Source organism: Pseudomonas putida (assembly GCF_016406145.1).
In the GTDB taxonomy this organism is placed as follows: domain Bacteria; phylum Pseudomonadota; class Gammaproteobacteria; order Pseudomonadales; family Pseudomonadaceae; genus Aquipseudomonas; species Aquipseudomonas putida_E.
The window spans coordinates 3,578,613-3,597,209 of the sequence record NZ_CP066306.1; the positions used below are offsets into that span (position 1 = coordinate 3,578,613).

The 18,597-nt window shown below is 55.1% G+C and carries 11 protein-coding genes; all 11 read right to left on the minus strand.

Annotation, left to right across the window (positions count from 1 at the left end):
* Positions 1–4: 4 nt before the first annotated feature.
* The 11 genes from tssA to tssH all read right to left on the minus strand — a co-directional run bounded on the left by tssA (position 5) and on the right by tssH (position 18,519).
* Positions 5–1,591, minus strand: a complete 1,587-nt coding sequence (tssA, locus tag JET17_RS16465; protein WP_012315090.1) for a type VI secretion system protein TssA — start codon at positions 1,589–1,591, stop codon at positions 5–7.
* Positions 1,588–4,932, minus strand: a complete 3,345-nt coding sequence (locus JET17_RS16470) for an ImcF-related family protein (RefSeq protein WP_012315091.1) — start codon at positions 4,930–4,932, stop codon at positions 1,588–1,590. The genes tssA and JET17_RS16470 overlap by 4 nt, the downstream gene beginning before the upstream one ends.
* Before the next feature lie 9 nt (positions 4,933–4,941).
* A complete protein-coding gene (locus JET17_RS16475) occupies positions 4,942–5,958 on the minus strand; it encodes a hypothetical protein (protein WP_190273312.1) in 1,017 nt (338 codons plus the stop codon).
* Positions 5,959–6,177: 219 nt separating this feature from the next.
* Complete coding sequence (locus JET17_RS16480; protein ID WP_332875537.1) at positions 6,178–6,534, minus strand: PAAR domain-containing protein; 357 nt, start codon at positions 6,532–6,534, stop codon at positions 6,178–6,180.
* A gap of 94 nt (positions 6,535–6,628) precedes the next feature.
* Positions 6,629–7,273, minus strand: coding sequence for a hypothetical protein (locus JET17_RS16485; RefSeq protein ID WP_012315094.1), 645 nt, complete (start codon positions 7,271–7,273; stop codon positions 6,629–6,631).
* Positions 7,257–10,052 carry an EF-hand domain-containing protein gene (locus tag JET17_RS16490; protein ID WP_012315095.1) on the minus strand — a complete coding sequence of 932 codons (2,796 nt, stop codon included), beginning with the start codon at positions 10,050–10,052 and terminating at the stop codon, positions 7,257–7,259. Before JET17_RS16490 ends, JET17_RS16485 begins: the two co-directional genes overlap by 17 nt.
* A gap of 29 nt (positions 10,053–10,081) precedes the next feature.
* Complete coding sequence (locus JET17_RS16495; RefSeq protein ID WP_012315096.1) at positions 10,082–10,342, minus strand: PAAR domain-containing protein; 261 nt, start codon at positions 10,340–10,342, stop codon at positions 10,082–10,084.
* Between the two features lie 71 nt (positions 10,343–10,413).
* Complete coding sequence (locus JET17_RS16500; RefSeq protein WP_042111560.1) at positions 10,414–10,827, minus strand: hypothetical protein; 414 nt, start codon at positions 10,825–10,827, stop codon at positions 10,414–10,416.
* Complete coding sequence (locus tag JET17_RS16505) at positions 10,824–13,478, minus strand: hypothetical protein (RefSeq protein WP_150105130.1); 2,655 nt, start codon at positions 13,476–13,478, stop codon at positions 10,824–10,826. Before JET17_RS16505 ends, JET17_RS16500 begins: the two co-directional genes overlap by 4 nt.
* Before the next feature lie 20 nt (positions 13,479–13,498).
* Positions 13,499–15,847 (minus strand): type VI secretion system Vgr family protein, encoded by a 2,349-nt coding sequence (locus JET17_RS16510; protein WP_233100407.1) that lies wholly within the window; start codon positions 15,845–15,847, stop codon positions 13,499–13,501.
* Between the two features lie 17 nt (positions 15,848–15,864).
* Positions 15,865–18,519 (minus strand): type VI secretion system ATPase TssH, encoded by a 2,655-nt coding sequence (gene tssH / locus JET17_RS16515; RefSeq protein ID WP_012315099.1) that lies wholly within the window; start codon positions 18,517–18,519, stop codon positions 15,865–15,867.
* Between the last annotated feature and the right edge of the window lie 78 nt (positions 18,520–18,597).

An 18,597-nucleotide genomic window follows, 5' to 3' on the forward strand; every position in this document is an offset into this window, starting at 1 on the left:
TGGATTAGCTGCACAGGACTGCAGCACGTACCGGGTCAATGGATACAAGTGCTGCCAACTGATGTTCCATTTGCCGCGCCAACGCAGGCCGGTCAGCATCGTTGCGCTGGGCTTTCAAACGCAGCAGCTTGAGTAAACGCGCCTTGACCTCGAAGAGCAGGTCGGGCTCCCAGTCGGCAAATGTGTGGCGTTGCGCGGCAGCGTCGAGCTCAGTGAACAAATGAATGGCCAGCTCTGCCTTGCCGCACTGTTCGGCCACTCGCGCCATCAACAAACGCAGTAACCAACGTTGCCGCCCGGTCTGCACATCTGGACGGCTCGCCAGCCACGCCAGTGCCTGCTCCACGCCATCAGCATCCGCTTGCGCCAGTGCCTCGGGTTCCAAGACGAGTATTTCGCATGCAGCCGCCGACGATGCGGGGGCCGCTGTGGGCAGCCATTGTTCTGGGCGGTTACCGCTGACCTGCTGGTTGATCCACTCACGCGTGGCTTCATCGGCGAATGGCGAGCCATCGCTCCAACACAGCAGCTCCACGCCCGGCAGACGGTGCAGCAGCATGGCCAGATCGTGTTTGACGATATCCGCCCAGCTTTTGTAGGGCTCAGCGGATTTGCTCAAGGCCTGATGGAGATACCATTGCAGATCCAACCAGAAGTGGTTGACGCCTTCGGCATACATTTGCTCGACCTGATCAATCAACTCGCTCCAGCTTTGCTGCAGGTGCAAGCGCTTGAGCTGAGCGCGATACTCGCCGCGAGGCGGCGCCAGGCGGGTAATCCCCTGGGCAGTTTGCGGCGGCACCTGATGCACGGTGTCCCAGCGCAAACTCTTCATCAGCCGATGCGCCGCCAACCACCCTTCTGGTTGATCACGTAGATAGCTGGCTAGCCCTCTACCACTGTCCAGCAAATCTCGGCCCGACTTTATGGGGGTCGGGCTCGGGCTTGCCGCCCTACCGTCTCCAGGTGACTCACTGCCAGTCTGGGGGACGATTGCATCAACACCTCCCGACGCGGCGAGTCGACTGTTGAGGGCGCCGTACAAGGCGTCCAGTCGTGGCCGCTGGTCTTCTGGCCAATGGCTGAAGCCGTGCTCCAACCACACCAAAGCAGCCACCGTTCGCTCGGTTTCAGCCTTGACCACTTGAGGGTACAGCGACAGGCTTGCCTGGACCCTGCTGCCGGCAAGCCACTCCAAGGCCATCTTGCGGCTATTGGGACGCGCCGGCAGGATGTCGGAGGCATAGCGTTCCATCAGCGCCGCCAGCAAACTCAGGCCATCTGCCAAGCCGGTCTCACCGTCCCTGTGCAAACGTGCCCAGAGGTAGTAGGTGGCAACACGAAGGTCTTTGCAGGACTGCTGGAGTAGCTTATGCGCCAGTTGCGCAACAAGGTCCACATCCGCCCCGGAGAGTTTGTTGACCTCTTCGCGCATGCGCTGGAAGTCGTCGTCGTAGCCCGGGTCCTCTCCCACCGGTACATCGCCGTTGATAGGCGTTAGCCAAGGCTCCCAGGATTCGCCGTGTTTGCGGGCAATGACCAGCGGCTCGCTGGTGGGCAAACAGCTCTCTACCAGTCTTTTCAGGCTCATTCGTAACCCCCATTTTGCGAGTACTGCGGGGTATCCCGGCCCTCTACCAGAAAGATCTCTCGCGGCAGGCTGAACCCGCGCAACTTGAGCAGTGCCAGCGGCCCTTCGCCCAACTCCGTTCGCAAGTGCCAGGTCAGGCCCAGACCATCCGGCGCATCCAGCACGACCCGAAAACGACTGTCGCCATCGTCCAGCGCCATTACATTGGCCTGCTCCAGCAGACGAATCAGCCCCCAGGTTCCCTGGTAGTCCGCAAATAGACGTTCGCCGGTGTGGACGCTGCTCCACGTCAGGCTTATGCCCGGATGGTCGCCCTGCCCTGGCCAGCGAAAGCGTTGCCAGCTTTCTCGCTGGTTGAAGTAGTGGTGCTTTTCACCATTGAGTACGAAGGTGGTTTGCACCACATCACGCACAGGTTTGCCTTGCAACTCGAAGCTCACACCCATGCCCCCATCGGTGTACAGCACATCAGCCAGCTGACTGAGCTGATTGATCGCTGTCAGGAAGTCCGGGTTGAAACGCAGCCCCTGGCTTTGCCGCGAGTCGGCCACCCAGCGGCTGCCTTCCTTGCGTAGCAGCCCCATGAGCTGCTGAGCCAGGAACTGCTCGATCCGCCCAGAGTCAGCGCGAATCATCTGCCCCAGCATGGGCAATGAAGCGTCACTGCTGGTGGCAGCGAACGGATAACGGCCGCTGAAAGCGCCCTGCCACTCATCGACGATCGCGCGCTGCCACGCCCGGTTGAGGCCGGCCGACGACGGCAGCAGAATCTGTTGCCAGGCCTGATCCAGCGGCCGCACGAACAGCGTGTTGGCCGCTGGCCCCCAGTCGGCGCCAAGACTGGCGGCGATCAGGTTGCCATAGGCCTGGATATCGGTCAGGTCCGCGCCCTTCCCCTGGAACACCGTTTGCGCCAGTACCTGGATCATTGCCTCAGGGTCGGGCGCAGTGACCACTTGCTGCAGCTTCAAGCGCACAGCGGTGACCCGCGTGAGGAAAGTTTGCAAGCTCAGGCGGTCATCACTCATTCGGCCATCAGCTTCCTTTCCCAGAAGCGATAGCAATGGGCCAAAGGTACTGTCGAGCGGGCCACTGGGCGTTTGGGGAAGTTGATCGACGATCGGCGCTGCTTTTTGCCCCACCAACTTCTGTGCCGATTCGATCAGGGAATCGGCCAGGGCCTGGCCACGGAAGCCTGCCTGGCCCTGGTAACTCAGCGTGTTCATCAGGGCAATCAATGGCGACTGACGCACATCACTCATCAGTGTCAGCTGTGCAATCACATCGCTCAGGCCATGGCCCTGCCGCCAGCGCAGGCTGTTGAGGAAGCTCAGCCAGGCACTGCTGTAATCCTGGAAGTAGCGGGTAGTCAAGCGCTCCCTCAGTTGCTCGGGGCTCAGCGCCTTGGCAATGTCGTTGGGGTGGTCGCTGAGTACCCAGTCAATCTCTTCGCGCCGCGCTTGCGCCGCCTCTTCAATGGCTGCACGAACCTGCCCTTCCCACGCTTGGCGGGTGAATACACCGGGGACCTGTTCTGCACTGGTGAACAGGGCGCTTGCATCGGTGTCGCCGACCATCTGCTGCAAACCCAACGCCGGGTAGTGGTTCGCCGCGGTGTCGAGGACCTGCTGGTACAGGCTGCTTTCAGCGTTTCGCTGACCCAGTGCACGCAGCAGCACCTGGCGCGTTTGGGCGATCAACCTGAGGTCGGCCTTGATCGCCCAGTCAGGGTGCTCAGGCAGATGCTCGCCGTAGAACGTCCACAATGCCGGTTCGGTAGCGCCCAGGGTCTGGACCAAGAACGCGGCATCGGCCTTTTCCGGGCGCGCCAGCATCAGATAGGCTTTGAGGTAGGCGTACGTCTGTTGTGCCCGCTTGGCGCGCAGGGGGCTCGCCGGAGGCAAGTTGACCAACGCTTTGAGCCGTTTTTCCAGTTCCGAAACGGCGGGGTCGCGGAGCAGCTGGCTATTGGCCTGCGTATAGAGCGGCCACACTGCCTCACGCAGGTCTTGCGACCGGTTCAGGCCAAAGCGCTGGTACCACGGTGCGCCGTGTTCTGATCGGTAGTCCAGGCGGGAGAGTTCACGCACCATCTCGCCCAGTGCCTGTTTAGTGTCGGTGCCTGCTACAGGCTGCTGCAACGCGCTGTAGGCCGCCGCGATCTGACCGACCTCGGCACGGTTGCTGGCAAAGGACAACACCAAGCCGATGCCCCAGATGGAAGCCAGGCCCAGCGCAGAAACGTAGGCGACTCTGGCTGGGTGCCAACCCAGTCGGCGGGCTCGGGCGGAGCGATCGTTGAGGATTCCGGACCATGCTGGGTCTTCGGGCCAGTGGTGTTCGATTGTCGTCGACAGTTCTGGCCTCTGAACGGGCAAGCTGAACCACACGCCACGGACCTGGATGCCTCGGGAGCCACTTCCTGAGAGGGACTCGATCAGGCGATACCATCGTGCAGCACCGTCAACCTGCAGGTTACGCGCAAGTCGCAGAAGAAAGTCGTGCGCTATCTGGACCTGCATCTGCGCCAAACCTTGTTCGCGCAGCGAGCGCTGCAGGGCACCCAAATGCTCCTCCCAGTGAGCTATGGCTCGTCGGGTAGGAAGCAAGCCACCGACCGCCTCAATGCCACGCTCCGACTGGTCCCAGTGGCTTTCACAGATTTGCCAAACATGCACAGGCAATTGCCTGCCTAGATAACGGCTCATCTCCTGCAGATGATGAATGCTTGCACTCATGGAAGCAGCATCGTCGAGCTGGCGTTCGCTTAGCGCCCAAACGACACCATCAATGCCGCGCCAGCGAAACTGCTGTTGCCATTTGTCGAGCAGCGTTGTGTCTGGTTTAGAAAGGAGACTGCCACCATAAAGAAGCACAACTGCCCGTCCCGACAGCCACTGTCGTTCAATCAGACCAGGGACAATGGCATTGACTTGGGCAGGCTCGCCGACCACCAGCAGCACCTGTACTCTTCTCGACCAGAACCAACCGTACTGTTGGCGAAGATACATTCGGCTCAAGGGACGGCTGTCTGCAGCCGCGCCGTAGAATGCATGCAAGGCTTTGGATCGGATCTCTGCTACTGGCTGAGCACCGCCCTCGGTGAGATGGTGGTAACTGGAAGCACCGAAGCGACGGGCAAGCACCAAGCCCCCAACAGTAACCAGCACAATCAGAAAAGCGATCCCAGGCAATACTACTGACAGATCCCACCCTTGAACGCTACCGAACGCGAAGTTCAAACCTGAGGGATAAAGCCAAAGTGCCACTCCCGCCAGCACAAGAATCAGTAGTGCAAAGGAAAGCACAACAATCAGTAACCGCGCCCGCTTGAATTGCATATGAAAACCCTACGTCATAGGTGGCGGAACGGGTGTCAGTACCGCTCCCCACAGCAGCGCGTCAGCGCAGCGCACGCCACTCAAAATTAGTTGTGGTCCGCAACCACGTTGAACCGTCTGCGCAGCCAGGGCGACGGCCACCCACGGGGCTGCCGCTCCCGGATGTCCAAGTAACGCGTCCAAGTCGTGAACTTTCCGATCAGCACGCAGCGGCAACTCAATCTCACTCATCAGGGTCGTTACTGACGCGTGGTACTTCTGTCCGATACCTGATCGCCAAATATGCTCGACACCACTTGCTGGCAAAGACGCCCAGGACAGTGCCAGTTGAGTTGCGCGGATCAATGCCCCAGCCGACTCGCCATGAGCTTGTTCCGGCCTATGCAGATTGGCCACTGGGAGTAACGCACGTTGACTCCCGGGGTTGCCTAACAACAGCCCCACCGCTGTTTCAGCTGTGCCTTGAGGCGCGTCTGGCGCTATCACCACTGAGACGAGCAAGAGCAGAGCTTGATCGTCGCTGCGTTGGTCCAGCCACTGGTCAATCGCCTCCAGCCCCCTCCAGGTAATAGGCGTAACGGTTTGCCGAATACCCGACTCTGCTAACGCCGTCTGCCAGACCTCGCCCAGTCTGTCTTCACGCAGCGGGCTGTCGATCTCCAGCGACAACGCAAGCTCGACTTCATCAGCTAGTTCCGCGAGCTGAATCGCAAGGTCATTGAGTAGCGTCTTCAGGATCCTCAAAAGCGCACGTTCAGGGCTCTCGTTCACATCACCAGGCAAACGGGAATGACGCACCGTTCCCCCAGCTGATCTAGATGGTTTTGCCTTGAGGGCATTAGTCCCTTTTAAAATGGCATCCACTTGTTCCAGTGAATCTGCCGGTTCCGTGCATAGGGCCGTATACACACTGATCGCCAATACTTGCTGATGACGTCGCCCCTGGCTGAGCGTGGATTCAAGATCAGCTGCACGAGCGGCGTCCCAACCATCGGCACTGTGCTGTCGTGCCAGGTGGTACAGCATCCGCAGACCACATATCAGGCACCATCCGAGGAGTGACACACCCAGTGCAGCTCCCCAAACAACGGCTGTTTGTTCTCGCAGATCCACCTCAGAAAATAGGGCTACAACAGCGCATCCGAAAAGCAGGAAAAGCGGAAGCAAACACAGCCAGAGCCATAGCCTGGGGCTACTCGGCCGATCAGCCTGAGCAGGTATGCGATCAAGCTCCACTGCCATGGGCTATCTCGCACCACCGCTAGGCATAGACGAAATCAAAACGCACCCGCACGCGCAACGGTGTCCGTCAAACGCAACTGGCACACCGTTATCTCTGAAAGCGGAATGCCCTTCTGCGATCACGGTGCGTCTGTGGCCAGGAATAGGGCAACTGACGGGATCTCCTTCGCCAGCCACGTAAATACCGCCAAAGCGCATTGAACTAGAACCAGCAAGCACGGTTCCACCTCCTGTAGTCCTGTCGCCCACTCGAATTATTCCTTTCATACCAACCTCATAACGCCGAACTGCATGGTGATGGAACCTGAAAAACAGTATTGCCCCGTGTCGTCTTGTCGCCAACGCGAATAAACCCCTCATCGCACCCGCCTCACTGGTCTGCCCCTTACATATGTCCTGCGAACCACCTACCCCCTAAAGCCAGCCCCCACACAAAAAAACGCCGATTAAACCACTAGTCACCAACATTACTTACAGCTCTCAAGACCGCCGAAACTTCTGCCAAACCAGAGTCATCAATAATAAGCGACGCACCGAATCCATCGTCTGCCCTATCGGTCTTCACTTCAAGCCCACTTTCACCAAGCACTATGTAAGCCGGATAAAAACAATATGGAGACACATCACTACCAGCAGGTTCTTTTAGCAGAGTCACAAACATACTGTTACTCAGTTTTTTGCCATTTACAGCACTACAATAGGGATATGCGGAAAATCCATCTGAAACCCATCCAGATGACCTTCGAACACTTTCGATGGTAGACTGCTTACCAACCTGTAGCTTCTGAACAACTTTCTTACCAGCCCCAGTATCTCTATCTACAATCCAACCCACATTATCATGCGACGTGCACTCACAGTCGCACGAAACCAAATAAGCACCTTTTCTTTTGTAATTCCAGGCTATCGTTGCACTGGAGGCCTCACACCACTTAAGAATTTCTGCAGCCCCATCAACAGCCCTGCTGCATTCACCAGAATCATTGCAGTAATTTTTTTCAACCACCTCAGCAGATGCACCCAAAGCACCCTCTACCGCCAAAGCCAGCCCAAAAGCAGACAAACAAAGTATAGCCCCTCTCCTAAATATCACAGACATGAAAGTCTCTCACTTTTGATAGAAGATGAACGTTTGGATTTTCTCGGCGAACAGATCGACCTCCAAGGACCGCAAGATAGGGCTCTCCCTCTATAATTCCCATTCTGCGACTCAAGCTGTCAGCCATCCATCGACTTGATGCTGTTTTAGCTCTTTCACGGACGCATATTTCCAGCAAGGCGCCTTGATCTATGCTTTTCGCAGAAATAACTTCCTCTTGGATATTGCGAATAGTCGCTCCTTTTTCAAATCCGCCCTGCTGCACGCAGAGATCGTATAGCGCAACATAAGTAACCACACCCACACGCTCCATAGCCGACGGCGCAACCCCCCTCATGTGCCTGATACATTTGACAACATTAGAGTGATACGCGGCCGCTTCACTCAACTGAATCTTCTGGAACTCCTCGACATCTCCAATCGCTTGGAACGCCTGCCTCCACCCTACCCTGTTCGTACGAAGGACTCCTCTAGCCCATGAAAGTTGAGCAGCCGTATTTTTATTAACAAGCGCCGCTTCTAGAGAGGCGTAATCCATATTTAAAGGAAAACATCCAGAGAAGACCGGAGCGTTCCTTCTAAGCATTTTCAAAAGCAGAGCCCCCAGAGTACCTTGCCCGAAGTTCCACTGTATGAGTCCAAACGAAGTACCCTGGCCATCAAAATCGTCTGCTAACGCATGGTAGTCCAACGAGCGGCGCCCCTCATAACCACCGCTTACCAAAAGCGCCAACTCGATAGCCTCGTCTAGAGTTATACAACTCGATTGAGTCTCAAACAGCCCCACCAGACCAACTGAATGCAGATGATAAACCTGCCCGTTACTTGGCAACCCGGCCTTCTCCGCCACATCGCCCCACCAACTCAGCTGTTCTATCCGCTGCTTTTCTGCAAGCCAATTGATATGAGGAGTCGAGCCCGTGTGCCCAAGAATCTCATCCAGAATATCCCACTTTTGCGGTCTGTAATGCCATTCGCTTTCGCAATAGATGATCAAGCGTGAAAGCGCCTGAGCGTGCGCAGGAATTCGAATTACTGCCCGCAATTCCTCCGCTGTGATCTTTTTATCACCATCACCATCACCATCAATGAAATTAAATAACCGCTCCTTGATAGGCCCCTTATCACCAGCATCCGCCACAGGGCCATATCGCCTTATTTGCTCGTCTGTCAGACGCTTGAGTGAGCGTAAAGAAGCAGCCATGAATTCTGGCGGAGAGGTGTAATCGGTAATGACCTCATAGCCCTCCCAAGCCCACGGACTCGTCCATTGCTCGCCCCCCTTCTCCACTCTCACCCATCCGTCCAGAAGCTGGTTTTTCTCATTACTCAGCAAACCTTCAAGGCGATACCAATTGCAGGCTTCACGCTCACCAGCCTCGGATATTGCAATTTTATGCGTAGAGGGCAACCCATCCAGCAAAGACCTGGGGACGAATAAATCGGCACCATTTAGTTGACTTTCGTCGTTTTGAGTCGGCGGGAGCATCTCTCCGAAGTGGTGCTTGTGCACCACCACGACCGTGCCCTTTGCCAGCTTAAGCAAAGTCTTGTCTTTTGCCGGAAGCCCCTTTTCCCAGATTCGACACTGAGCAATAAAGCGCCCCACGTCGCGATCACTAAAAACTTCCAAGTGCAGTTTTCGCTCGGGCTGAATTGCAGAATAATCTTGGTACTGGCCGATATGGCCTATCAATGCGCCTGCCTTAATAGGTAATGGCTTATCAAGAACACATATTACACCGTGCGCTCTAGGCACAGGCAAAGCCTGCAGCGAGTCGAAATGAACAAACTGCACCACACGCTCCAATTTGCGAAATTCACCCTCGCCACTGATTTTTACCTGCGTACCTTTGGGCAGGCCAGGTTTGCGGAGGCTAGGTTTGGAATTAATTTCATCATGAATAGTTAGCCCAGCCTTTGTACGGTACTCTCCCCCTTCGACCGGCTCCAACTGATCGAAGCGAACATACCCGAGCATTGACCCGCCTGCATCCAATAATCGCGCGGGCCCCATCGTATCTTGCAGCCTGCGATACGCTCCTTCCCCACTGACCCTTACTCGTGATCCTTGCGGCAGCAGATCAATGACGATCCCTCTTTTCTCTTGGTTGCGCACGTTAAGCCCTAGCCTTGCCGACAGATTCGGATCTGCATCCTTCGCGGTCATCGGAACAATGTAGTCATCCTTCTTTTCCCAAAACTGCGGGCGCGCTATCGTAGGCGTACTCTGATAGACCGCCCCATCCTGCAAGTGCATGTAAAGACTATAGATAATCAAGGATGGCGGAGTATCATTGCTTCCCTGAAGCTTAGGTGCTTCCAGCCGATGACGAACCAATACAAAATTTCGAGAAAAGGGCTTAGGCGCCGGCTTTTTGTTTTCAACGTAACTCGTCACGACGGAGTTCATATCAGTACGGTAAGCCACCACCTCACCATCTGCTATGCAAACAACGCTGGACTGATCAAGCACACCCGCAGTGCCACTGTCAAAGTGAACACCTCCATGCCACAGCCCGCCAGCTCCCAGCGGGTAATAGCCCGCTGTCGAATTCGCCAGTTGGGTAAGCTGATCTATCACACTGGCTTTATTTTTCTGTTTGAAGGGATAGCTCCAATTCTTTACGGGTTGGAGCGTACTGACATCGGCTGCGGATGAGCTGATTGGTTTTCCATCAGGCGTCGGATAGATCGGACCTACAGACTTCTCCGTCTTAGATTCATCGAGTCCCCCTCCAAACATATCAGTCAACCACTTCAAGCTACGCTCAGCCATGACGCATCACTCCATATCTCAGAGAACATTCATCCTGAAAATACTGTAAATTTTAACATTAGAACGCACCCGCACGCACAACGGTGTCCGTCAAAGGCAACTGGCACACCGTTATCTCTGAAAGCGGAATGCCCTTCTGCGATTACAGTGCGTCCATGGCCAGGAACAGGGCAACTGACGGGATCCCCTTCACGAGCTACGTGAGTACCGCCAAAGCGCATTGAACTAGAACCAGCAAGCACGGTTCCACCCTCGATTGTTCTGTCGCCAACTCGCATCACTCCCCTCATCAAAACTCCTTGAATCTAAACAAAATTCCGGGGTGCCTACTGCTGCACCTAAAAAGAAAAGGGGAAGCTCCTTAGTCAATAAATTCTCCCTCACAGGACAAGTGATCAGCCACACCCCGTACGAATTTCACCTCGCAATTCACAATCTTCTCCCCAATTGGGTTCAGTGGAGTAATGCCAATTTCAAAAAACAGCCTACCATCCGCAAAGTAGCCCCGCTTAAAATCAACATCAGCAAAGTCCGAATTAAAATCCTTACCATTCAGATCACAAATTCGCGACTCAGCAGCAATCCGCCCTTTACCTCCCGGGACAAGATTATGAATGGCAAGACACGCATCTTGACTAGTTACTACGTAACGAACCAATTGCCCACCAGCGCGCCCTGTCCCTGCCATGAGCAACCGGCTGCAGTCAAAGCCGCCAGTCCCAAGCGCATCTGACACAAATAAAAAAATAAACGCCATCGCTGAAAAAATCTTCATTTAATATACTCAACTCTTTGGCGAAACCTCTCACCCGGCACATTTCGTCGAGTCCAATTACTTCTATCCTTAAGAGCAGACCGCACAGACTCTAAGTCATTCTCAACAAACGGCTTCTGAATGAACCTTCTGGTTTCAATAACATAATCCCCTCTATACACAAGATCTATCATAATATTCTGAATTCTAGGATCAACCAACTCCCACTTTAATTCACCGAACTCCTCAACATTTTTTACCTGTCGAGAAATTCTAAAAACCTCACCTCTCATAAACTCATAGATATTGATAAATAACTCATACTGCTGCTTTCGGGTAATTACGTGCGCCCTCACCATCGAAGGGGCTCTGCTGTAATAAGCTTGAGCCTTACCACCAGTAAGGCCGCTGGCATTTAGCAACCACGAAAGTAGAGGCTCCCCAATCCCAGCACCAACCAAATCCTTCGCAGGATTAGCTCGCTGCCCGAGATCATAACCTCGACCAATAGTTATTCCAGATTCTCCTCCAGGCCAGTGTACAACTCGGCTAAAATGCCTATGACCTGGAATATCATTACCTTCCACATCGAAGGTGAATTGCCCATGAGGAACGCTTAACCATCTCAGATCATTATCATCGACCAATCCGAGATTCACCAACAGGCCCATAGGGTTAAAATGATAGACCCGGCCATCCGCAGGAAGCCACAATTTCGCGGCCACTTCAGGCCACCAACTTGATTGTTTAATTCGCTCTTTCTCTGCCAACCAATTGACATTTGGAGTCGAGCCCGAATGCCCAAATATCTCATCTAAAGCATCCGACTTGTGCGCCGCGTAGTACCATTCACTTTCGTAATTGACCACCAGCTTCGAGAGCTTTTGGGCACCTGAAGGCGTTTGAAGTGCCGACCGCAGTTCATTCGCAGTGACCTTCCCATCACCGTCTCGATCAATCAGTTGACGCAAGCGAACCTTTACTTTCGATTTGTCGCCTTCATCTGCTATTGGCCCATATTGCTTAAACTGCTCCTCCGTAAGACGCTTTTCTGACCGGAACGACGCAGCCATCAGTTCCGCAGGAGTTGTGTAATCTGTAATGACTTCATACCCGTCCCATTCCCACGCACTTACCCAGGGTGTGACGCCTATCTCTTCCTTTACCCAACCCTTCAGCATCTTGTTTGATGCGTCATTGAGTACATCTTCAAGGTAGTACCAGTTACAGGCATTACGTCCCTCTGTGGCGGGCACAGTAATCTTATGCACTGGAGGCAACCCATCCAGCGAGGCTTTGGGAAGTAGCAGATCGGCGTCACTTATCGAATGTTCTGAGACCTCGGCAGGTGGATTGCTTTTACTGAAGCCTTCTCGGTGCGCTACAACCACCGTGCCCTTTTTAAACTTCAGCCAGTTTCTTAGATCCGGCGATAGACCCTTGCTCCATTTACGACAGCTATCAATGAACGTTTTCACATCCTCTGCAGTAAGTACCTCTAAATGCAGCCTTGCCTCCGGCTCAGCCGCTGAACAGTCTTGGTATTTACCCACATGCCCAATCAAGCCCCCTGCCTTTATAGGAAACGGCTTCTCAAGCACCACTATTTCATTATACGCACAGGGCTCCAGAAGACTCCTTAAAGAACCAAAATACACATACTGCGCAACGCTCTCCAACTTGCGCAGCGAGCCTTCACCACTAATCTTAATTTGCGTGTCCTTCGGTAGCCTCAGGCTCTCCCGATCACCCTTACCATCTGCCTGCGAATATACTATTAGCTGGTCTTTTGCACGAAAACCATCCTCAAGGGGATCCAACTGATCGAATCGAACATAACCTCGCAAGCCACTGTCATCCAACAGCCCGGCGGGACCAGAGGTATTTTCCAACTTGCGATAATCACCTTCTCCACTGATCAGTATGCGACTACCTTGAGGCAGGTGATCTATTACAATCCCCTTGCTCACTTGATGTCGCACGTTCGCGCCCAGCACGGTCGAGTCTTTTTTGCTTCTATCCTTCGCAGACGGAGAGACAATATAATCCCCCTTGTCCTGCCAGAATGCTGGACGATCAAGGTTGGAGCTATCACGATAGCTCGATCCATCCTGCAAATGCATGTACAGACTATAGAAAATTAGTGAGGGAGGGGATTCTTTGCTACCGTCAATTTCTGGCGCTTCCATCCGATGGCGGACAAGTACAAAATTGCGAGAGAACTGGCACTTTTTGGCAGCTTTGTTAACTACGTATTCTGTCTCTGACGCTTCCATATCTATTAGGTAAGCCACCACCTCACCATCTGCTATGCATGACACGCTACCTTGATCAAGAACACTCCCTGTGCAACTATCAAAGTGAATTCCGCCATGCCATAGCCCGCTACCCCCCAACGGGAAATACCCAGCTCTCGCATTCGCCAACTGCGTGAGTTGGTGCAAGATATTGACATACCCTTTTTGCTTAAATGGATGACTCCAATTTTGCACAAGAAGCCAGCTAACATTCACTCTCGGCATATCCTGAGCGTCATCGGTCACTGCCACGCCACGAGAAGACACCGAGTTATTCGGTACTTCTTCAGCGACTGGACGAACGGCAGCATCTGTTTCTGGCTCGGCATCTTTTCCGAACCAATCACTGAACCATTTAAGTAAACCTTCAGACATAAGGCATCCCCCCACCTTTCCTAACCTGAAAATACAGTGGTATTTAGCGATTCTGGATCATGATTCGCCAAAGGAGGCATGGACGGAACATCTATCATCTTCTTTGCAGGCTCTTCTAAATATTCGAAGCTTGCAGCCTTGATTAGGCAATCGCCTTCCGTCCCAGACTCAATACTGCACGCATCTATCGCGATATAACTCCCACCCGCATTGAGTGTAATCTTCTTCTTCGCCGTGATCCGGATCTCATCTTCAGTACTACAAATTTCCAGACCATGCCGTGCAATTAGCGACAATGCGTCGTTCTGCGCCTGGATACTGACTGGCCCTTGGTTGGCAATGAGCTTGATGCCCAATTTGCGCACAAACACACTCAGCCCCTGTCCTATCCCAACAAACAACCGCTTGACCACGCTGACATCGGCCTCACCACCGGCGTTGAGCATCAGGTTCTTTTGCGCTGCCAGCTGAAGATGGCCGCCACTGGTTAGCGAGATCCCCTGAGGGGCGCTCAGTATCAGGACCGAGGATTTGAGCTGTTCCAGATCTTGCTTAAGCAGGTCCAGCTGGGCCTGGACATCCGCAGGCTCCGCCTTGCACGCCTGAGCGTCATCCGAAAGCCCTTCCAACTGCTCTTTGGCCTGATCCAGGCGCTCCAGGACAGCAGCCATTTCGAGCATGTGCCCCTTGGCCCCTGGCTGCGTATCAGCACTGATGAAGATGCCGCTGCCACCGCGCATGGCGACATGCCCATCGGTGCGTAGTTCTGCCCCCGCCCCTCGGGGTTTGCGCTCAGCGTCAACCACATGCCCCAGATTGAGCTGGCTCTTGCCGCTGTGCTCGGTACTGAGCTTGATGTGCTCCTGTCCACGCGTATCGTCCAGCCGGAACTTGTTGTTGGCCGGAGTCCGCAGCACATTGCGTTTGTAGTTGCGCAGCGTCACGTGGTCGGGATGTTCACTGTCGTGCAAGGCATAAGCGATGTAGGGGCGGTCCGGATCGCCTTGCTCAAACGCCACCGCCACTTCGGTACCGCAGATCAACGGCAAGTGCAGGCCATGGGTGTCACCCGCGTAAGGCCGTGCCAGTCGTAGCCAGACACTCTCCTCGCCTGCACGCCAGGTGTCCCGGTCAAACAGGAAATTGACCCGGTAGCGGCCCTCCATATCGATATGGCCATAAGGATCGTTCTTTTGCGTACTGGTGACCCGCGCCGGCACCGTACCGGCAATCTGTGGCTTGCCCAGCAATTTTGGCCGAAAGCCTATCGCCTCCGAGTAGGGAATCGCGTCGAACTTGGCCTCCAAGCTCCGGTCGCGTGCTGCCTCGACGGTCAAATGTGTAATGACCACCCCAGGCTCGAACACCTGTGGCGCCCCGTCAGAGACCGTCAGCACTTGCCCTGGGGCAAGCGTCACGCTGCTGCTAACGCCATTGCAACGCGTCTGGTCGTTGAGAAAGCGTTCATGATTCAGGCGCGCATAGAAATAGCCACTTTCGCTGAGCAGGTCCTCATCCTGGTCAATGGCGTCACCCAGCGCGGTATAGGGTTCGCCGTAGTGATAGCCTTCGCCATAGGTGGTGGTGGCACCTCGGCTGTGATCAACCTCACCATCCAGGAAGGCGGCCGCGTCCCGGTGGTGATAAGCCCGCACATTGATGTGCTGCTCCACCACCTGATGCTCAACTTGGAGCGCCCATACGCCCTCCTGCCCATTGCTGGTCAAACCCGACAGCGGGCGATGCGGCAGCGTGAGTCCAAACTGGTAGTGGCGTTGATGGTCGTGAAACTCGACCACATCGAGGGAAAGGCGATCATCGTGGGTGAAGCGATACCAGATGCCGACCTCCGCCAGCAGGCGGCTGATGAAGGCCAGATCGCTCTCACCGTACTGCATGACCTGTTCACGCTTGGGATACTCGCGCGCCAGGTCAAACAAGAAGTGCTGCCCTTCGAACTGGTGGCGACTACGGAGAACACTTTCAACGATTTCCGGCACCGACTGATGCTGGTAGATCCGGTACTGCTTGCCACGCCCGAGCAATGCCAGGTGCGCTTCGAGTGTGACTTGGTAGCGGGCTTCATCCCGGGAGCCGGAGACACGCTTGAAACCGGTGATCACGCCATGCAGCGTACGTGAAGCAGCGTTAATCATTGAGAGCTGGACGGTGGGTTGAGACTTGCCCAGATAGAAGCTGGCATCCTTCCCGAGGATCTGCGCAGCCTCGATATCCTGCTCCGGGGAAGTGAATACCACGGTGTACTTGAACGGTTTGCTCAGCCACTCTTCACCTTTGAACGACAGTACATCAAGCTCAACAGCAAGCTGGTCGACTTCAAGCTGGTAGTGGTTATGGGTGAAACCCATTATTGGCTTCGTCATGATCAAACCCCCTCGGCAGCCACCGCGGCTGCGTGGTGTTCATCTGCAAAGCTCAAACTGATACCAGCGTCTTCGCAGTACCCGAGCGTCACGGCTTGTGTTGGCTGGCCGAGGGCTTGGCGCTGCAGCAACTGCTGGCTGAGCACCGGCAGGATCTGTTGATTGAGCAAGCTATCGATATTGCGAGCGCCGGTATCGGGCAAAAGGCAGGCGGCGACCAGCGCTTCGTAGAGCGAGTCATCAACCTCACATTGCAGGCCGTAATGACGCAGCAAGCGCTTGGCCACTTGATCGAGTTTGATGGCGACAATGCGCTTGAGTGCATCGGGCCCCAATGGGCGGAAGATCAATGTCTGGAAACGAGCCAACAGTGCAGCATGGAAGTGCTCGCGTAACACGGGACGCAATATCTCATGCAGTGCCGCTTCCTCAATGCCTGGCTGCCGCTCGATACTACCTTGCAGCAGATCGCTTCCCAGGTTCGAAGTCATGAGGATGACCGTGTTGCGAAAATCGATCTCCCTTCCTTCTCCATCACGCATGAAGCCGCGGTCGAACACCTGATAGAACAGGTTGAGCACATCACGGTGGGCCTTTTCGACTTCGTCCAGCAACACCACGCTATAAGGGCGCTGGCGAACGGCTTCGGTGAGTACGCCACCCTGGCCGTAACCCACATAACCCGGCGGCGAACCCTTGAGTTGGCTGACGGTGTGCGCCTCTTGATACTCCGACATGTTGAGGGTGATCAAGGATTTCTCGCCACCGAACAGACTGTGGGCCAGTGCATGCGCCGTCTCCGTCTTGCCGATGCCACTGGTACCGACCAGCAGGAAGACAACCATCGATGCCTTGTCGTCAGTGAGGCCCGTTCGGGCGGCGCGCAACCGTTGGGCAAGAGCAACCAGCGCCGGGTCTTGGCCAACAACACGCTCGGCCAACTGATCTTCCAGGTTCAACAAGCTGGCGTGTTCGTCTTTCAGCAGACTACCGAGAGGCACGCCCGTCCAGTCTGCGATCACCTCAGCCACACTGCGTGCGCACACATCGAGGGACAGCAGTGGCCGACTCCCCTGCACGTAGCTGAGGTGTTCTTGCAGCTGAGCGCAGACAGTTGTATCAACCTGCTCGCCCTGGCGAGCATTGAGCAGCTGGTGGGTGAGGTCGAGTTCTTGTTGGTACTGCAGCTCCAACGCGGCTTGCTGACTCTCCAGCTGCACCAGCTGGGTAGTGATCTTCGCCAAGCGAGATTCATCCGTAATACCGGTAAGCTGCGCGTCCTCTTCCAGCACCACCCTCTCTGCCGTGAAGGCCATTTTCTGCGACTTCAGCTGGACCAAGGCCTGAGGTTCGCAGTCCAAGCTCATGCGAACACGCGCGCAGGCGGTATCAATCAGATCCACAGCTTTGTCCGGTAAACGGCGCCCGGTCAAAAAGCGGCGAGACAAGCTGACCGCCGCCTGCACCGCAGCGTCTTGAACATGCACGCCGTGGTAGCTGGCATAACGCGCTTTGAGCCCTCGCAGCATCACACAAGCATTGGCATCATCCGGCTCATCGACCTTGATCATCTGGAAGCGACGCTCTAACGCCGCATCGCGCTCGAAGTACTGCTTGTATTCACTCCAAGTGGTGGCAGCGATGGTGCGCAGCTCGCCACGCGCCAGAGCCGGTTTCAGCAGATTCGCCGCATCTGCGCCCCCTGCCTGATTGCCAGCACCGATCAAGGTGTGCGCTTCATCGATGAACAGCAGCACCGGCGTCTCTGACCGCTGGACGGCCTCAATTACGTTCTTCAGCCGTTGCTCGAACTCGCCTTTGACCCCTGCGCCCGCCTGGAGCAACCCCAGGTCCAGCGTACGGATACACACGGGTTTCAAGCTATCGGGCACATCGCCGCTGGCGATGCGTAAAGCCAGCCCCTCGACCAGTGCGGTTTTTCCGACACCCGGGTCGCCTACCAGAATGGGGTTGTTCTTGCGCCGACGGCTCAGTACATCGATCACCTGGCGGATTTCATCGTCACGGCCGAACACCGGGTCAATCTGCCCTGCTGCAGCCTTTGCAGTAACGTCATGGCTGAACTGATCCAAGATAGCGAGCAGTGCCGAATCACCTCCTGTGCCGACCACAGCCTTAGCCTCTTCTGGCACTTCTGGCTTAAACAATGAATTCTGCTCTGATTGACGTTCTTCCGAATCGAATTCAAGCAGCGTTTTCACTTGCTCCGATTGCGTAGGACCGATGCTCAACAGAGGCCAAGCGGCTGAACACTTAAGCAAGTTTGGCGCTTCAAATAGCGCCCACAGCAAGTGAATGGACCGCAATTGTCCACAGTCACGATCCAACGATGCCAACAACCAGGCATTGGTGATCAGCTGCTGCACCTCACTGCTCAACTGAGGTTTGCCGAGAACGCTGCGCGGCAATGTATTGAAGTGGTCAAGCAGTCCCTGCCAGATGGCATCTATATCCCACTCATATCGGCGGGCGATGACCACGAGATCGCCCTCACCTTGTTCAAACAATTTCAACAGCCAATGTTCAACAGTGATATGACTGTGCCCACGTGTCTGGCATAAAGATGCCGCTGCCGTGAGTGCCTGGGTACAATATGAGTTGAGCCGGCGAAGCAAACGTGCAGGATCGTGTGCCATACAGGGCATCCTTGTCGTCAATGATCAGCATGTCGCCGCAAGTGCGAGCGCGTCTGAATATCTGAGGTGTATTTGGCT